This window comes from Subdoligranulum sp. DSM 23681 (genome assembly GCF_057005535.1).
The window spans coordinates 775,079-790,854 of sequence record NZ_CM168050.1; the positions used below are offsets into that span (position 1 = coordinate 775,079).

Below are 15,776 nucleotides of genomic sequence, written 5' to 3' on the forward strand. Positions count from 1 at the left end.
CGTGACAAATGTCACGCTTTTTCCGATTTTTTCCGTGAAAGTGCCGGATTGACCGTATTCCGCTTTTGCTTTTTGTGCAGAATGCACACCCCAGGACCGTTCCCGGGCAGAAAAAGAAAGCCCCGGTTCCTTTTGCGGTACTCACAAAAGAAACCGGGGTGCGGTTTGTCTTCAGTTTTCGGGATGGGTTCAGCCCGTATTCTGCAGGTAGAGGTCGATCTCCCGCTGGGCGGCCGCCAGAGAGGTGGTCAGGGAGGCATTGTCCGCCAAGGCCCCGGAGACCGCGGTCTCCGCCATGGCAGCGGCCTGTTCCCGGGCGGCAAACTGGGGCACCGTGGCGGCGGTGCGCATGATCTCGCCGATGGCGGCGCTGTTGAAGGTGCTGGTGCCCTGGGTCTCGGCAAAAATGCGGTTCAGCAGGGCGGTGTTCTCGGTCACGTCCCGCAGGGGCGAGATCCCCTGGGACTGCAGGAAGAGCTGCCCCTGGGTGACTTCATCGGCACACAGGCTGCACAGCAGTTCCCAGGCAAGCTCGGTGTGGGAACTGCGGGCACTGATGCCCACCTGCACCGTATGCAGCTCACTGGTGTTGCCGCCCTCCGGGCCGGCGGGCATACGCAGGCAGTCCCACACAAAGCTGGAATATTTCTTGACCCGCCAGGGATAGGGCTGGTAGGCCCGATACTCACTGAACAGGAAGGGGCGGAAGGCCACATGGCCGGTGTCGAAGTCCTGAGCGGTGACGGTGTAGCCGGCGTCCAGGGCGTTCAGCCCCTGGACAAACTGGATGGCTGCCGTCACCCGGCTGTCGGACAGGTAACACTGCCTGCCATCCTCCGAAAAGAGGGTGCTGCCGTTGGCGTACAGCGCATTCTGCCAGGTATAGCCGTAGATGCCGTAATCCCGCTGGGTACTGTCCGGCTGGGCGGTGGCGATGGTCCGGCAGATGGTGTACAGATCATCCCAGGTCCAGTCATTTTCCGGCATGGGGATGCCGTATTCTTCCAGCAGCGTCCGGTTGACGAACATGACCATGGCCGCGCTCTCATAAGGCAGGGCCAGCTGGCTGCCCTCATACAGTCCCGCCTGCAGGCAGGCGTCATAGTAGATGCTGCGGTCCAGCCCGTTCTGGCCGTCGATCAGCCAGTCCAGCGGGGCCAGGGCCCCGGTCTCAGCCAGCAGGCCAAAGTCTTCCGGCAGCACAAAAAAGAGATCCGGCTCTTCCCCGGCCAGCAGTTTGCCGGACAGCCACTCACTGTATTCATCGGTGGGGATCCCGCTCTCATACTCCACCCGGACCCCCGGGTGGCTGGACTCAAACCGGGAGATGGCATCATCCAGCACCTGATAGCTGCTGCCGTTGGGGGTGCCCCAGTAGCTGCCCGAAAAGACACCCAGGTGCAGCACCGTGTCTTGCCGGGGGCGGCAGAGTACAGCTGTTATCCCGACTGCCGCCGCCACCGCCGCGGCCCCCAGCAGGACCGCCGTGCGCCGCTTCACGGGATGTCCCGGCGCCGCAGGCCGGTCTCCACCGCCCAGATGGCCAGCTGGGTGCGGTCACGCAGCCCCAGCTTGCCCAGCACGGTGCTGATGATATTGCGCACCGTGCCTTCCGACAGGCAAAGTTCGGCGGCGATCTCCTTGTTGGAAAGGCCGCGCCCCACCGACTGCACCACCGGGATCTCCCCTTTGGTCAGGCTGGCAGCCCGCTGGTCCTCCACGGGGATGCCCCCTTCGCCGTGGGCCATGCTGGAAAACAGCTGGATCATCTTGCTGGCGATATTGGGGTTGACCATGGCGCCGCCGCTGTGGGCCACCCGGATGGCCTCGGCCAGTTCGGTGATCCCGGCACCCTTGAGCAGATAGCCGCTGGCACCGTTCTTCAGGGCCCCGAACACATACTCATCATCCGCAAAGGTGGTGAGCACGATGACCTTGGTGGCGGGGTATTTTTCCTTGATGGTGCGGGTGGCTTCCACCCCGTCCATCACCGGCATGCGGATGTCCATGAGCACCACGTCGGGGCGGTGTCTGGCCACGCTTTCCACCGCAGCGCCGCCGTCCCCCACCGTGTCCACCACTTCCATATCGGGGTTGACGTTGAGGACGATCTTCAGGCTCTGGCAGAACAGTTCCTGATCGTCCGCGATCACCACACGGATCATATGTTTTCCTCCCCTTTCTGCCGCGGCTGCAGGCGGGCGGTCAGTTCAAAACCGCCGCCCTGCTCCGCCGGACGATTGCCGTACCGCAGACTTCCGTGCAGCAGCTCCAGCCGCTCCCGCATATGCCGCAGTCCGAAGCCTTCCTTTTTGCCCGCCGGCATGCCGATGCCGTCGTCCCGGACCGTGATGGTCAGCTGATCCCCTTCCCGGTCCAGCCGCACTTCAATGTTGCGGGCCTGCCCGTGGCGCACCCCGTTGGTCAGGCTTTCCTGAATGACACGGTAGATGGCCTCCTCCTCATCGGGGGCAAAATCCAGTTCTCCCGCATTCTGCACATAGGTGACCCGGGCCGAGGTGGTCAGGCAGAACTTTTCGATGGTATTTTCCAGCGCCTCGGCAAAGTCGCTGTGTTCCAGGGCATCCGGCCGCAGGGCATTGATGGAGCGGCGCACGTCGTTGAGCCCCTCCCGGGCGGTCCGGTTTGCCAGCTGCAGCTGCTGTTTGGCCTGGTCGGGCGCCGCATCCATGAGCACCAGGCTGGCGTCGGTGGTCATGATGATCCCGGTCAGGGTATGGCCCAGGGTGTCGTGGATCTCCCGGGCCAGCCGGTTGCGCTCCCGCAGTTCGGCCATATGTGCGGTCTTGTCGGCGTATTCCTGCAGCTGACGGTAGCTTTCCTGCAACTGGGCGTTCAGCTGCTGTACCCGGGTGTTTTCCGCCTTCTGGCCCAGGAAAAGCAGTACCAGAAAGACCACAAAGAGCAGCACATGCAGGGAGGTGAGCAGGCTTTCCACCCCGCTGAACCAGCTGTGGTATCCGTCGGTGTAGTACGAAAGGTACTGCCGCATGGGGATGCTGGGAAAGACCGCCGAGGCGATGTCATAATCCGACAGGGCATACAGCAGGGTGAGCACCGCGATGATGCACACCCGGCCATAGCGTTCCTGCACGGTGGAGACCAGGTCCGCCAGCACCATGAGGAACAACGCCCGGTAATAGAAGTCCAGGGTGATGACCTCCGCCGCCGCCAGCAGGATCTCGGCGGCAAACACCGAGGCACGCAGAGCCGGACGGTCCGCAGGCAGATGGTCCTTGCCCAGCATGAGCACCGCCAGGGGGATGAACACCCCCAGGGAAAGCACGGCCATCTGCCAGGGCGGGGCCGGGACCATGGCGGCCTGCGCCAGAAAGTCCCGGGCTTCAAACCCGGCTGCCACCCGCAGGGGGGTCAGGCCGCGGATGAGGGAGTAATACACCACCAGCACCAGATTGATGGCCAGCATCAGCCCGCGCAGGGTGCGCAATGTCTTATCCTGCTTCATCACTGCCACCCGCCTGTTCCGTAATCAGCCACATTGTCCCGGGTGAGCAGGGTGACCGGCAGCACGATCTCCTTTTCCGGCGTGCCGCCGTCCAGGGCCAGATAGGCCTGTTCCACGGCGGTCTCAGCCATTTTGCCCAGCATCTGGGCGCTGGTGGCGGTCATCAGGCCGTCGGCCACCAGGACCTTGCCTTCCGGGGAACCGTCCACCCCGTACACCAGGAACCTGTCGCTGAGACCGGCGCCTTCAATGGCGGCCAGGGCGCCCAGGGCACTGGGGTCGTTCAGGGCCATGACCACGTCCGCCTCCGGATGTTCGGCCAGCAGCTGCTCCATCACCGGCATGGCGTTTTCGATCTGGCCGTCGGAGGAGCCGGCTCCCACCACCGCAAAGCCTTCGTGTCCGGCAATGGTGTCCAGGAATCCCCGGATGCGGTCGGCGCCGGAGCGGGCGGTAATGTGTTCCAGCAGCAGAATGTTGGCGGAATCCCGCACGCTAAGCAGATGCTCGGCGCACTGCACCCCCGCCTGGTAATTGTCCGAAAGGATGGTGGAAGCCACCAGGCTGTCATCCTTCACCGGGGCGTCGATGACGATGACCGGCACCCCGGCCTGTGCCGCCATCTGCAGCCCGTCGCTTACCTTTTCCCAGTCCACCGGGTTGAGAAGGATGGCCGACACCCCCATGTCCAGCAGGTCGGCGATCTCCTGGTTCTGGCGGTCCTGGTCCATGACCCCGTCCCGGGTCAGGAGACGGTCGCCCCGGGCTTCCACCGCCGCCTGCAGCCGCACATCCAGTTCCTGGTAAAAGGGATTGTTCATGGTCATGTAGGTCGCACCGATCAGCCGCTGACTTTCGATCTGGTCGGCGGAGTGGTCCCCCGGCAGCCACAGCAGCGGTATCAGGATCGCGGCCAGCATCCCCACCACCAGCAGCCCGCCGATGGCCGGAAGCATCTTCTCCACTTTCATCTGCCGTCCCCTTGTCTGCAGTTCCGGGCTCCGCCCGACTGCACCTTGCTATGTTTTATTATAGTACGCCGGACGGGAGATGCGCAAGGGCAGCCTTTGCCGGACCGGCCCGGAAACAACCGAACCCATGAAAAAAAGGCAGGGAGAAGCTCCCTGCCTATTGCTGCGGCCGTCAGTGGCCGGAAGGTTTCTGTTCCACCAGGGCCCGCTCGGTGGTCAGGTCCGCATGGAGGAGGGTGACAAAGATGAAGCACAGGGGCAGCAGCGTGACCCAGATGGACCGCCCGCCCAGCAGGTTGCCGCAGACGGTGCCCACCACGGCGCCCGTGATGAAGAAGAAGAGCATCCCTGCATGGCGGCCCCATTTGCGGCGGTGGGACTTGTCCGGGTTATGCCGGTGACGCAGCTCGGTGGCCAGCCCCACCCCCACCTGCCGGATGTGGTTGGTGACAAAGGTGGTGGCCACCGCCACCCCTTCCGCCTGCCGGAAGGTATTGTACTGCATGGAGGCGATGAAGTTGATGACCACCTGGGAGATCTGCACCGGGGCGGAATCGGGCACAAACCCCAACGCCAGCACCGCCAGCATCTCAATGAAGATGAGGATGGTGTCCCACCGGACCTTCAGCCGGTGTTTGAGAGGATTGGGCAGCAGTTCGGAGACGAAGGCTCCCAGGATATACGCCGAGATGGGCACCAGGTAATACAGGGCCTTGCCCCACTGGGCCGAACCCAGGGCCAGACCCATGAGCACCACGTTGCCGGTCTGGGCGTTGCAGAAGATGCCCCCGCGCAGCAGATAGGTATAAGCCCCCCAGAACCCCGCCACACAGATCAGGGTGAAGTAGACCCAGTTTTTTTCACAGGTCAGAAAATGTTTTTGCATATCGTTCTTTTTTGCCACAGGAAGCCTCTTTTCCACAACACATGTCAGGTGATTTCCATTATAGCACGTTTTCCCGTTCTGCCAAGGGGCGCACGGGGACAGAACAAAAGCCGGTGACGGCAGCGTCACCGGCCTGGTTTTCTGGCAGGATGTTCAATCCAGCATTCCGCTCTCCCGGATGCGGATCAGCAGTTCGGCAAAGAGGCTGTTGGCCCAGGCAAACCAGGAACGGGTATAGCGGGCGGGATCGTCCACATGCACCGACTCGTGCATGTAGCCGGTGCCGGCGTGGCTGGCCAGCAGCAGTTCCAGGCAGGAACGGATCTCCGCCGGGTCCCGGCTGGTCAGCGCCTGCATGGTGATGCCGATGGGCCACACATGATCCCGGGGGGTGTGCGGACTGCCCACGCCCCGCAGGACCTGGCCCCGGAAATAACAGGGATTTTCCTCCGAAAGGATAAAGGCGCGGGTGTTGCGGTACACCTCGTCCTCCGGTGTGGTGCAGCCCAGATAGGGCAGGGAGAGAAGGCTGGGACAGTTGGCGTCGTCCATGAGCAGAGAATGGCCCAGGCCGTCCGTCTCATAGGCATACATGCGCCCGAACCGGGGGTGATCCACCAGGCCGTACCGGCGCACACCGGCTTCGATCTGACCGGCGAGGTCTGCGCAGCGGGAAGCGGAGGACTCGTCCCCGTACACCGCCCGCAGCATCTCCGCCCCGAATTCCAGGGCTTTGACGGCCATGAGCTGGGCGGGGATCAGATACCCGTACACGCAGCGGTCATCCGAAGGCCGGAACCCCGACCAGGTCATGCCGGTGTACGCCACCGGATTGCCCCGGCCGGCACAGGGCAGCGTGTCGGTCTCCACACAGCCGGTGCGCTCAAAGGAATAGGCGGAATTTTCGTGATGCTGTTCGCAGGCAAAGACTTCCCGGATACGCAGGATCATGCGGCGGATGTCCCCATCAAAAATTCCGGTGCAGCCGGTGGTCTTCCAGTACAGGTGCAGCAGATACAGCGGTGCACACAGGGAATCCACCTCGTATTTGCGCTCCCACACCTGGGGATGGTGCTCGGTGCGGTCCCGGGCAAAACAGTGGCCGTTGGGCGTTTCATTGAAGGCGTTGGCATAGGCATCCACCAGCACCATGCGGGCCTGACGGCGCAGGACCCCCTCCACGATCTGCCGCAGGTCCGGGTCCTGCCCCGCATACCGCACATAATGGGAGATCTGGGAGGTGGAATCCCGCAGCCACATGGCCGGGATATCCCCGGTGATGACGAAATAATCATCCCCGGTGTGCTTGACGGTGGTCTCGATGGTGTTCAGGAAGCACCGGCGGACCAGCGGTGCCGCTTCCGGCAGCCGGCTGAGATAGTATTGTTCCAGTTCCATGGCTTTTTGTTGCAGGATTTCGGGTATTTTCATGCCCGTGTTACCCCCAGTTTCGTTCGTTTCGTCGGATAATGCGATAGGGAGCCAGCACAGCCATGGGACGGTCCTGCCCCCGGATGGTTTTGAGCAGAAGTTCCATGCTGGCACGGCCGATTTCCCGTTCTCCCTGCGCCACATGGGTGAATTCCGCTTCGCCCAGGAACACTTCCGGCCCGTCGAAACAGGCGATCATATCCTCGCGGTAGCGCCCCGCCTTTTCCAGGCAGTATTTCAGGATCCGCGCCAGATTGTATTCACTGGCCATGAAGGCCTCCGTTTCGGGATGGCTGCGCAGGTATTCCTCCACAATGGCAATATCCTGTTTGCCGTATTCCTCGCCGGTGCTTTCCGGCAGGGTGGAGCGGAGATTGGTGATCCAGAGAGATTCGTCGGCAATGAGGCCGTAATCGTTGAACGCCAGCTGAAAGCCGGTCTGGCGGTCCAGCAGGGTGATGGTCTCGTGGGCTTCGGGCCGCACAAAGGCGATGCGGCGGAACCCCTGTTCCAGCAGCCCGCGGGTCAGTTCCCGGGCGGCGCTGACGTTGTCGGTGCCCACAAAGGGGACGGAAAGCCCCTTGAGCTGCCGGTCGATGGTCACCACCGGGAATTTGTCAATGACCAGCTGCAGGATGCGCTCGTTGTAGTTTTCATTATGTACGCACATGATGATCAGACCGCGGACACCCAGGGCCACCAGGTCTTCGATGGCTTTGGTCTCCCGTTCCAGGCTGCCACCGGAACAGCGCAGCACCAGGCTGTAGCCTTCCTCCTCGCACACCGACTGAATGCTGTGCAGGATATGGTAGGCAAAGCTGGGGCTGAAGCCGTCCAGGATCAGACCGATGAGCGGGCATGGCCCCGCCGAAGCCCCCGGCAGGGCCGCCGTATGGGCGGCCACAAAGGAGCCCTTTCCCGGCATGCGCACAATGCGCCCGCTTTCCGCCAGCAAATTCATGGCCTTTTTGGCTGTGATCCGGCTGACATGGTAGATTCCTTCCAGTTCCTTTTCAGAGGGCAGTTTTTCCCCGGGAGGATACACCCCGGTATCAATCTGGGTCAAAATCGTGTCGTGAATCTGTTCATATAGCGGAACCTGTTTCATACAGATACGCCCCCTGTCGGATTTGGTTCAGTGGCTGCCTGCGGTGACGATGCTGCGCCATGGCGGAGAGACCACCGCTTTTTCCCTGCATTGGCTGCCGTAGAAAGGCAGCGGCGGTTCTTCCAGTTCTTCCAGGCGCGTCACCTTGCCCCGGGTGAAGGATTGGAGACGGCGGGCGGCAAAGGTCAGCCGCTCTTTCAGGCCGCCCAGCTGCAGCTGGAGTACATCCAGACCGAAGATCTTGTTTTCCCGCAGCCACTGTTCCTCCACCGCGGCCAGCAGGTCTTCCACCTGGGGCAGCAGGGCCTGGATCTTTTCCCGACATTGCAGCAGGGCCCGGATATCCCGGCGGGCGTAGGCGTCCCGGATCTCCAGACCCAGGGTGCACTTGTCCGCCAGCAGCGTGTCCAGCACGCGCTGGGTCTCAAAGAGATACTGCCAGCGGCGGGGCGCCCGGTCCCGGCATTCCGCCATCCGGCGGGCACAGGCCTGCAGATAGGCCGGCTGGGCCGCGTCGGCATGGGCGTCGAACAGACCGCCCAGCAGGTCCTGGTACAGCAGCGCCCGCACGGGGTTCACCCCGCATCGTCCCGGGGCCGGATTGTCCGGCATGACGGCGGCATCCCCCAGGTGCAGGAAATCCCGGTACGAACCGCCGGTGCAGGTACGGAAGCGCCGCTCCAGCCAGGATTCGTCCTCGTTATCATCAGTATAGCACAATTCCGCCCACTGTTGAAAGGCCGGCAGCACCGCATACACCGGGCATTCGTCCCCGTTGTCGCCCCAGGCGGTGACAAGGACCTGCCGGACACCGTTTTTGCGGCAGCTGCGGTGGGCCACCGGTGCCACCGCGCGGCTATACCAGGCGTTGGGGCAGGGACCTTCCCATTTCCAGGCGCCGCCCGCAAAGGCCAGACGGTCACAGATCTTCTGGTGGCTGGCAAACATGCGGTCGTACTTTTCCCCTTCCAGGGTATAGTAATCCCAGTACACCAGGGTCACATCCCCGCCCACCAGGTCCCGGACAGTGGGGTCGATGTCCAGTTCCCCATCGGTATAATATTCCCCATGGGTGGCCAGACGGAAAAACATATCCGACCACATCATGGGTTCATATCCGAACTCGTGGGCGATGTCCACCACCCGGCAGTAGTGGCGCAGCATGATCTGCATGCGGTCCCGGTACCCGAACCGGTCCAGGTATTGCCCCAGACCCAGCATATGGGCCTCGTCCATGCCGATGTTGATGCGGCGGCTGCGCAGGCTGCCGGCCATCTGGGCGAACATCCGCCGGATCAGGTCGTAGGTCCGGGGTTCGTCCGCCAGCAGAATGTTGCCCAGGTCCCGCACGTCCTCATACTCTTTCCAGCGCAGCACGCAGTCCAGATGGGCCAGCGTCTGGATGCAGGGCACCAGTTCCACCCCGAAATCCGCTGCATAGGCATCCATATCAGCCAGTTCCTCCCGGGTATAGGCCCCCCGCTGGTACCCGAAATAGGGCTGCCCGTCGATCCGGTAGGTATCTTCGGTGTACAGCTGCAGGGAGGTATATCCCATCAGGACCAGCAGGCGGGTCAGGTCCTTCACCGCTTCGGGGGTGAGCACCCCGTTGCGGGAGCAGTCCAGCATGGCACACAGTTCCCGGTACGCGGGGGTCTCGGTGCGGTCAAATCCGGCACCACAAGCGGCTTCGGCGCACAGGATGCCCAGCTGCCGCCAGATCTGTACCCGGTGGGCATACCGCAGCACCCCTTCCCCCGCCTGCAGGGCACAGCCCGGGGAGGCCGCCCTGCACAGACGCAGGGGCATGCCGTCCTCGGCCCGTTCCAGCCCCAGGAGCGGGGCCAGCTCATCCAGGCAGCGCAGATCCCGGGCATTCCAGTCAATGGGATGGATTTTCATGGCAGTTCCTTTCCGGCGCAAAGCCAAAACAGACCGGGTCCCCGTTGGCGGCCCGCACCCGCACCCGCATCCAGGCGGGAGGTGGTTCACTCAGCCGGATATGCACCCGGCGGGAATCATTCTTTTCCAGGCAGAAGGCATTGTCGGAGTAATATACATCCGCATCCAGAATCTCCACCATGACATCCTGGGCAAAGGCATCCGTCCGGATGGACAGCGCGTACTCCCGCTGGCTCAGGCAGCGCAGTTCCGCCTGCAGCGTGGCCCTGGGCAGGCAGACCCGGTCCCAGGTCCCGATCTCGGTAAGATGGAACAGGTTGCACAGCCGGCTCTCGCCCCCATCAAACTCCGCCGCCGCATAGCAGCGGAAGGGCGGCGCCGAAGCCAGCACCCGGGCCGGGAAGCACCCCAGCACGGCGGCACTGTCCGCCGGCAGGCAGGCGGGCTGGCGGCAGCTCCACAGCAGGCGGCCGTCGTAGTCCATCAGCCGCAGCGTCAGCTCCCCGGCCAGGTCCTGCTCCGTCTCGGAACAGCCGTACACGCACAGGCTTCCGTCGGCTTCCTCCCGGAAAGCCAGGATCCGGTCTTCGTAGGCACGGCGGGCATAGTAATAGGCCATTTTGGGAAGGCCGTAGAAGTCCAGCGAGGACATGAGGGAGGGAAACAGCATATCTTCCCGGTTGGGCGCCACGGGGTCGTTGAACTTCCAGTACAGGGACCCTCCGCAGTGCCACTTGAGGGACCGCAGATACTCGATCCAGTATTTCAGTCCCTGGGCGTGGGTGAACTGGGAATAGTAGAGGATGGGGTCCTTCTCCCCTGCCTCCCCCAGGCGGGCCAGCCAGTCCAGCTGGGCCAGCCAGGGGTTGCGCACCAGGTCCAGCGCCCCCCGCCGGAAATTGAACCGGGAGTAGGAGGGTTCGGACGGCAGGCTGCTGAACCCGTACTCGCTGAGGAAGCGGGGTTTGTATTCCAGGATCTTTTTGTAGTAGTATTCATCCCCCTGTTTGAAGCGGGTCAGATACAGGTGCATGTCCCCCTGCCGGTCGGAGTTGGGGTCATCGCCCCCCTCCTCTTCCGGGAAGGGACTGCAGGGCGAACTGACCAGGAAGGGCCGGGAGGAATCGTTTTCCAGCACGGCCTGCCGCACGGCTTCCCGGTTGACCCGGTTGGTGGGGAATTCGGGCAGCTTGTCGTACCAGCGGTAGGCCTCATCCAGCTCGTTGTCCGCCGACCAGATCACGATGCAGGTGCGGTTGTAGCAGTGGTCCACCACCTCGACCACCTCCTCATACACCTGCTGCAGGAAGCGGTCGTCCTGGGGGAAAATGCCGCAGGCCAGCATCATGTCCTGAAAGAGCATGATCCCGTTTTCATCGCACAGGTCCAGGAAATGTTCCGACTCATAAATACCGCCGCCCCAGACCCGCAGCATGGACAGGTTGGAGTCCAGGACCCGGGCAAAGGCGCGGTCGTAGTCCCGGTCGGTAATCTCGGCATACACGCAGTTCAGCGGCACCCAGTTGGCGCCCCGGATGAACAGGCGCCGGCCGTTGATGCGGAACACAAACCCCCGTCCGCCCTCGTCCCGGTCCTGCAGCAGTTCGGCGGTGCGTATCCCGAACCGGAAACGGCGCTCCTCCCACAGGGTACTCCCCTGCCGCAGGGTGACCCGCACATCATACAGGAAAGGTTCCCCGTAAGGCCGGGGCCACCACAGGCGGGTCTCCGGCAGCACAAAATCCAGCCCGGATGTGCGGGCACCGGCAATGCGCCCGCTGTATACCGGTTTTCCTGCCGCCGTCAGTTCCAGTTCCGCCTGGCAGTCCTCCGGCGCCCGGGCATCGCACTCGAACCGGAGGCAGGCCTGCCCCTCGCTCAGGGACAGGGTGGTCAGGCGGGTCTTGGTCAGGCAGGGGGTGTCCCGGCTTTCCAGGCAGACGGATTTCCACAGGCCCGTGGTCAGGCAGTGCCCGCAGAAATCCCAGCCCCAGTTCATCTGGGACTTGCGGAGTAGCATCCGGGTGGTGTCCTCCTGGGGATAGATCCCCTCCCGGCTGATGCCGGCGGTGCAGTTCACCGGGGAAAGGACCTGCACCACCAGGCGGTTCTCCTGCCCGATGCGCAGGGCTGCGCCGGCATCAAAGGCGTAGCGGCGGAACATATTGCGGCACACACCCAGCAGCCGGCCGTTGAGAAAGACACGGGCGACGGTATCCACCCCTTCCAGGCACAGCGCACAGGCACGGCCGCGCCAGCTTTCGTCCACCGTGAAACTGCGGTAATATACCCAGTCCTTCTCATCGATCCAGCGTTCCTTGTCCAGATCCTTGCCGTAGTAATGTCCGTCGATATACCCGTACCGGCGCAGCGCCGTGCGCACGTCCTCCGGCACCTGGGTGTCGATCCAGCTGTCGGGGAAAAAGTCCGGGCGCATCACATCCTGGATTTGGAAGGTCTCGTGGTCAAAATAGTTGAGCTTGTAGCTCCCGTCAAGACACAGGCGGTCCATAGGCTTCCTCCGGAATGCGCCCCAGTCCGGCCGCAGCCGGACTGGGGCGGTTCTCATTCAAACGATCTTATTTGCCCAGATAGGCATCCAGCTGCTTCTGGTATTCCTCAATGACCTTGTCGATGCCGGCGGCCTTCATCCGGGCCAGGGCATTCTCGTAGCCTTCCTCATAGGAGACCAGACCCAGTTTGATGGGGTAGATGCTCTGCTCCACCTCCGCCTGACAGGCGGCGTACTCATCGGCCACATTGGCGGGGTCAAAGACAAAGTTGAGGGCCACGCTGTTGACGGCGTCGGGCTTTTCGATGCCCATGATCTCGATGAACTTGTCGTAGGTGCCTTCCTGATACCGCACATAGTCCAGGTTGCCGATCATCCAGTCGGCGTTGAACTCAAAGGCGGGATCGTTCTTGGTGTACAGGCCGTTGCCCGCATCGTTCCAGGTCAGGCCTTCCACGCCGTAGACCATCAGGTCATAGTTTTCCTGGCTGGAATACATCCAGTCCATGAATTTCACCGCGGCTTCGGGATGTTCGGAGGTGGCGGAGACGGCGGTGTCGTTGCGGAAAGAGCTGGAACGGAACTGGGGCGCGTCCTGATTCAGGTAGATCGTATCCAGCTGCACGCCGGGGATGCGCTCTTTCCAGACCTGCTCGGTATCCCACAGCTGGCACTGGTCCACCCAGATGAAATCGCCGGTGAGCATGGTGTTCCAGCTGGACCATCCGGCGGAGAGCACGTCCTCGGGCACATAGCCGCCCTGGTACAGTTTGTGGAAGAAATCCGCGCACTGACGGAATTCATCGGTCTCCATCCAGTTTTTCACGTTGCCTTGCTGGTCGATGAAGATCAGGTCCTTCTGCACCGTGAAGGGATAGGTGTCCAGGGTGCGGAAGAGATAGGTAAAGGGTTCCTTGTACAGAGGGATGACCACCGGCTTGTTGGGGCCGTCCCAGTTTTTGGTGAACACTTCACACATGTTCAGCAGGTCATCCATGGTCTGGGGGTCTTCCAGGCCGAACTCTTCCAGCTTTTCCCGGCGGATGGTGATGCAGTTGTTCTGGTCGGCCTGCTCGCACCAGTTGGCGGGGATGGTGTAGATCTCCCCGTTGATGGTGGCGGCATCCCACATATAGTCGGGGATGACACGCTTCAGGTTTTCGGACTGATTCACATACTGGGTGATGGGCATGATGCCTTCACTGGCCACAAAAGAAGTGAAGGGCTTCTGGTCTTCCATGACGCACAGCAGGTCAAAGGCTTCCCCTGTGGAAAGCATCAGGCTGACCTTGTCCTGGAACACATCCGAGGGGATGTACATGATTTCCAGCTGCAGGCCGGTGCCGTCGGCGTCCAGCTTGTCGTTGATGGCCTGTACCAGCTCGGCATTGTGGTCCACCTCGGTGCCGGGGCGCAGGTAGGTGACAACGGTCTTTTCCCCCGACGCGGCAGCCGCGGCGGCGTTTTCGGTGGTGGCATTGCTGCTGCCCGACTGGCCGCAGCCTCCGAGCATCGCCGTGCACAGTCCGGCGGTCAGCACCATAGCAATGGCTTTTTTCATGGATAAGCTCCTCCTTGAAGATGATCAGTTTCGCCCCGTTCAGGGTCACGGGGCCGGGTCTGCGCGGCGCGCAGCAGGGAAAGAATCAGCCTTTCACACCTCCTATCACAAGACCTTTCACGATATATCGCTGCAAAAATGGATACAGAAGGATCAGCGGCCCGATGGTGACCACCGCGGTGGCCATCTGCAGGGATTCGGTGGGCGGGAAGCCGCCGCCGATGCCGCCGCCCTGCAGATTGCGCATGAAGTTCAAATCGGATTTCAGTTTCATCAGGTAATACTGGATGGTGTACATATTGGAATTGGACACCAGCATGATGGAGTTCCACCAGTCGTTCCAGTAGGCGATGCCGTAAAACAGCCCCACCGTGGCCAGAATGGGTTTGCACAGCGGGAAATAGATGCGGAAGGCGATCTGCCCGTCATTGGCACCGTCCAGCTTGGCCGATTCCATCAGGGAGAGGGGGATCTCCCGCATGTAGTTGCGTACCAGGAAGAGGTTGAAGGGGCTGAACACCAGGTTGGGGATCAGCAGGGCGAAGTAGTTTTCGGTCAGGCCCACCTTGGTGCAGATCATGTACCAGGGCACCATGCCGCCGTTGAACACCATGGTGACAAAGAAATACATGGCGATGCCGTTGCGGTATCTGACCGAGGGGTTCACCAGGGAATAGGACGCCATGGAAGTGACGATGACCGCCAGCACGGTGCCCACCGCCGTGATCCCCACCGAGTTGAGGTAGCAGCGGGCAACTTCGGCGCCGTTTTCAAACAGGGTCCTGTAGGCATCCAGGCTCAGTTCCGCCGGGAAGAAGGAGTACCCGTTGCGGACGATGGCCTGCTCGGAGGTGAAGGAGACAATGACCATCAGCAGCAGGGGCAGCAGGCAGAAGGCCGCCGCCAGGGTGGTAAACAGATAGAGCAGCACCTTGCCGAAGGTGACTTTTCTGGCCGCGACGCCCATCAGAACAACGCTCCTTCCTCAAATTTCTTCTTGGCAATGTAGTTTGTGCCCCACACGCAGAGAAAGCCCATGATGGCCTGGAACAGCCCGATGGCCATGGCCTGGGAGGGATTGCCGGTGGAACGCAGAAGCCGGAACACATAGGTGTCGATCACGTCGGTGGCGTTGTACAGAACACCGTTGTCCCCCACCAGGGCGTAGATCATGCCGAAGTCCCCGTAAAACACCTTGCCGATGGACAGGATGCCCAGCATGATGACGGTGGGCATCAGCATGGGAAGGGTGATCTTCCAGCACATCTGCCATCGGGTGGCACCGCTGACCGCCGCCGCGTCATACAGCTCATCGTCAAAGCCCACCAGGGTGGCCAGATAGATGACCATGTTCATTCCCAGGTCCTTCCACACCTTGGCCACCACCAGGATGGCGGTCCAGTACCCGGGGGCGTTGTAGAAGTTGATGGCAGTGCCGCCGAAGAATTCGATGACCCGGTTCAGCAGACCGTACTTGCTGCCGATGATGCCGTACAGGATGTAGTTGACGATGACCCAGGACAGGAAATAGGGCAGCAGGTAGGTGGACTGGGCCACCTTTTTGAAATACCGGCAGCGGATCTCGTTGATCATGATGGCCAGGGCCACCGCCGCCAGGATGGTGAAAAAGATGAACAGCAGATTCAGCTTGAGGGTGTTGCCGATGATCCGCCACGCGTCCTGGGAACCGAAGAAGAAGCGGAAGTTGTCCACCCCCACCCAATCACTGCCGAAGATGCCTTTCCGGTAACTGAATTTCTGGAAGGCGATGACCATGTACGGGATGGTGCAGTATCCGAAGATAAAGGTGTACAGCGCCGCCGGGATCAGCATGGCATAGGCTGCCTTGTTTCTTCGGATGTCGGTGAATATGGTGTACCTGTTCGTTTTCATTTTCCTCGACCGCCTTTAACATATC

The 15,776-nt window shown here is 62.0% G+C and carries 12 protein-coding genes; all 12 read right to left on the bottom strand.

Going from position 1 to position 15,776, the window contains the following annotated elements:
• Positions 1 to 189 precede the first annotated feature (189 nt).
• Positions 190 to 1,500 (bottom strand): ABC transporter substrate-binding protein, encoded by a 1,311-nt coding sequence (locus AC127K_RS03715; RefSeq protein ID WP_483721628.1) that lies wholly within the window; start codon positions 1,498 to 1,500, stop codon positions 190 to 192.
• Entirely contained in the window at positions 1,497 to 2,165 is a 669-nt protein-coding gene (locus AC127K_RS03720) for a response regulator transcription factor (protein ID WP_294538455.1), read from the bottom strand. The genes AC127K_RS03715 and AC127K_RS03720 overlap by 4 nt, the downstream gene beginning before the upstream one ends.
• Complete coding sequence (locus tag AC127K_RS03725; protein WP_483721629.1) at positions 2,162 to 3,487, bottom strand: sensor histidine kinase; 1,326 nt, start codon at positions 3,485 to 3,487, stop codon at positions 2,162 to 2,164. Before AC127K_RS03725 ends, AC127K_RS03720 begins: the two co-directional genes overlap by 4 nt.
• Positions 3,487 to 4,458, bottom strand: a complete 972-nt coding sequence (locus AC127K_RS03730) for a substrate-binding domain-containing protein (protein ID WP_483721630.1) — start codon at positions 4,456 to 4,458, stop codon at positions 3,487 to 3,489. Before AC127K_RS03730 ends, AC127K_RS03725 begins: the two co-directional genes overlap by 1 nt.
• Positions 4,459 to 4,630: 172 nt before the next feature.
• A complete protein-coding gene (locus tag AC127K_RS03735) occupies positions 4,631 to 5,362 on the bottom strand; it encodes a YoaK family protein (RefSeq protein ID WP_483721631.1) in 732 nt (243 codons plus the stop codon).
• Between the two features lie 135 nt (positions 5,363 to 5,497).
• Complete coding sequence (locus tag AC127K_RS03740) at positions 5,498 to 6,775, bottom strand: glycoside hydrolase family 125 protein (RefSeq protein ID WP_483721632.1); 1,278 nt, start codon at positions 6,773 to 6,775, stop codon at positions 5,498 to 5,500.
• A gap of 7 nt (positions 6,776 to 6,782) precedes the next feature.
• Complete coding sequence (locus tag AC127K_RS03745; protein WP_294538446.1) at positions 6,783 to 7,883, bottom strand: GntR family transcriptional regulator; 1,101 nt, start codon at positions 7,881 to 7,883, stop codon at positions 6,783 to 6,785.
• Positions 7,884 to 7,910: 27 nt separating this feature from the next.
• Positions 7,911 to 9,785, bottom strand: a complete 1,875-nt coding sequence (locus tag AC127K_RS03750; protein ID WP_483721633.1) for a hypothetical protein — start codon at positions 9,783 to 9,785, stop codon at positions 7,911 to 7,913.
• On the bottom strand, positions 9,766 to 12,297 hold the full coding sequence (locus AC127K_RS03755) for a beta-mannosidase (RefSeq protein ID WP_483721634.1): 2,532 nt from the start codon (positions 12,295 to 12,297) through the stop codon (positions 9,766 to 9,768). Before AC127K_RS03755 ends, AC127K_RS03750 begins: the two co-directional genes overlap by 20 nt.
• Positions 12,298 to 12,364: 67 nt before the next feature.
• Complete coding sequence (locus AC127K_RS03760; protein ID WP_483721635.1) at positions 12,365 to 13,858, bottom strand: extracellular solute-binding protein; 1,494 nt, start codon at positions 13,856 to 13,858, stop codon at positions 12,365 to 12,367.
• Positions 13,859 to 13,943: 85 nt separating this feature from the next.
• The gene (locus AC127K_RS03765) at positions 13,944 to 14,825 is read right to left on the bottom strand and encodes a carbohydrate ABC transporter permease (protein WP_294538438.1); all 882 of its coding nucleotides are present in this window, start codon (positions 14,823 to 14,825) and stop codon (positions 13,944 to 13,946) included.
• Complete coding sequence (locus AC127K_RS03770) at positions 14,825 to 15,751, bottom strand: ABC transporter permease (protein ID WP_294538436.1); 927 nt, start codon at positions 15,749 to 15,751, stop codon at positions 14,825 to 14,827. Before AC127K_RS03770 ends, AC127K_RS03765 begins: the two co-directional genes overlap by 1 nt.
• Positions 15,752 to 15,776 lie beyond the last annotated feature (25 nt).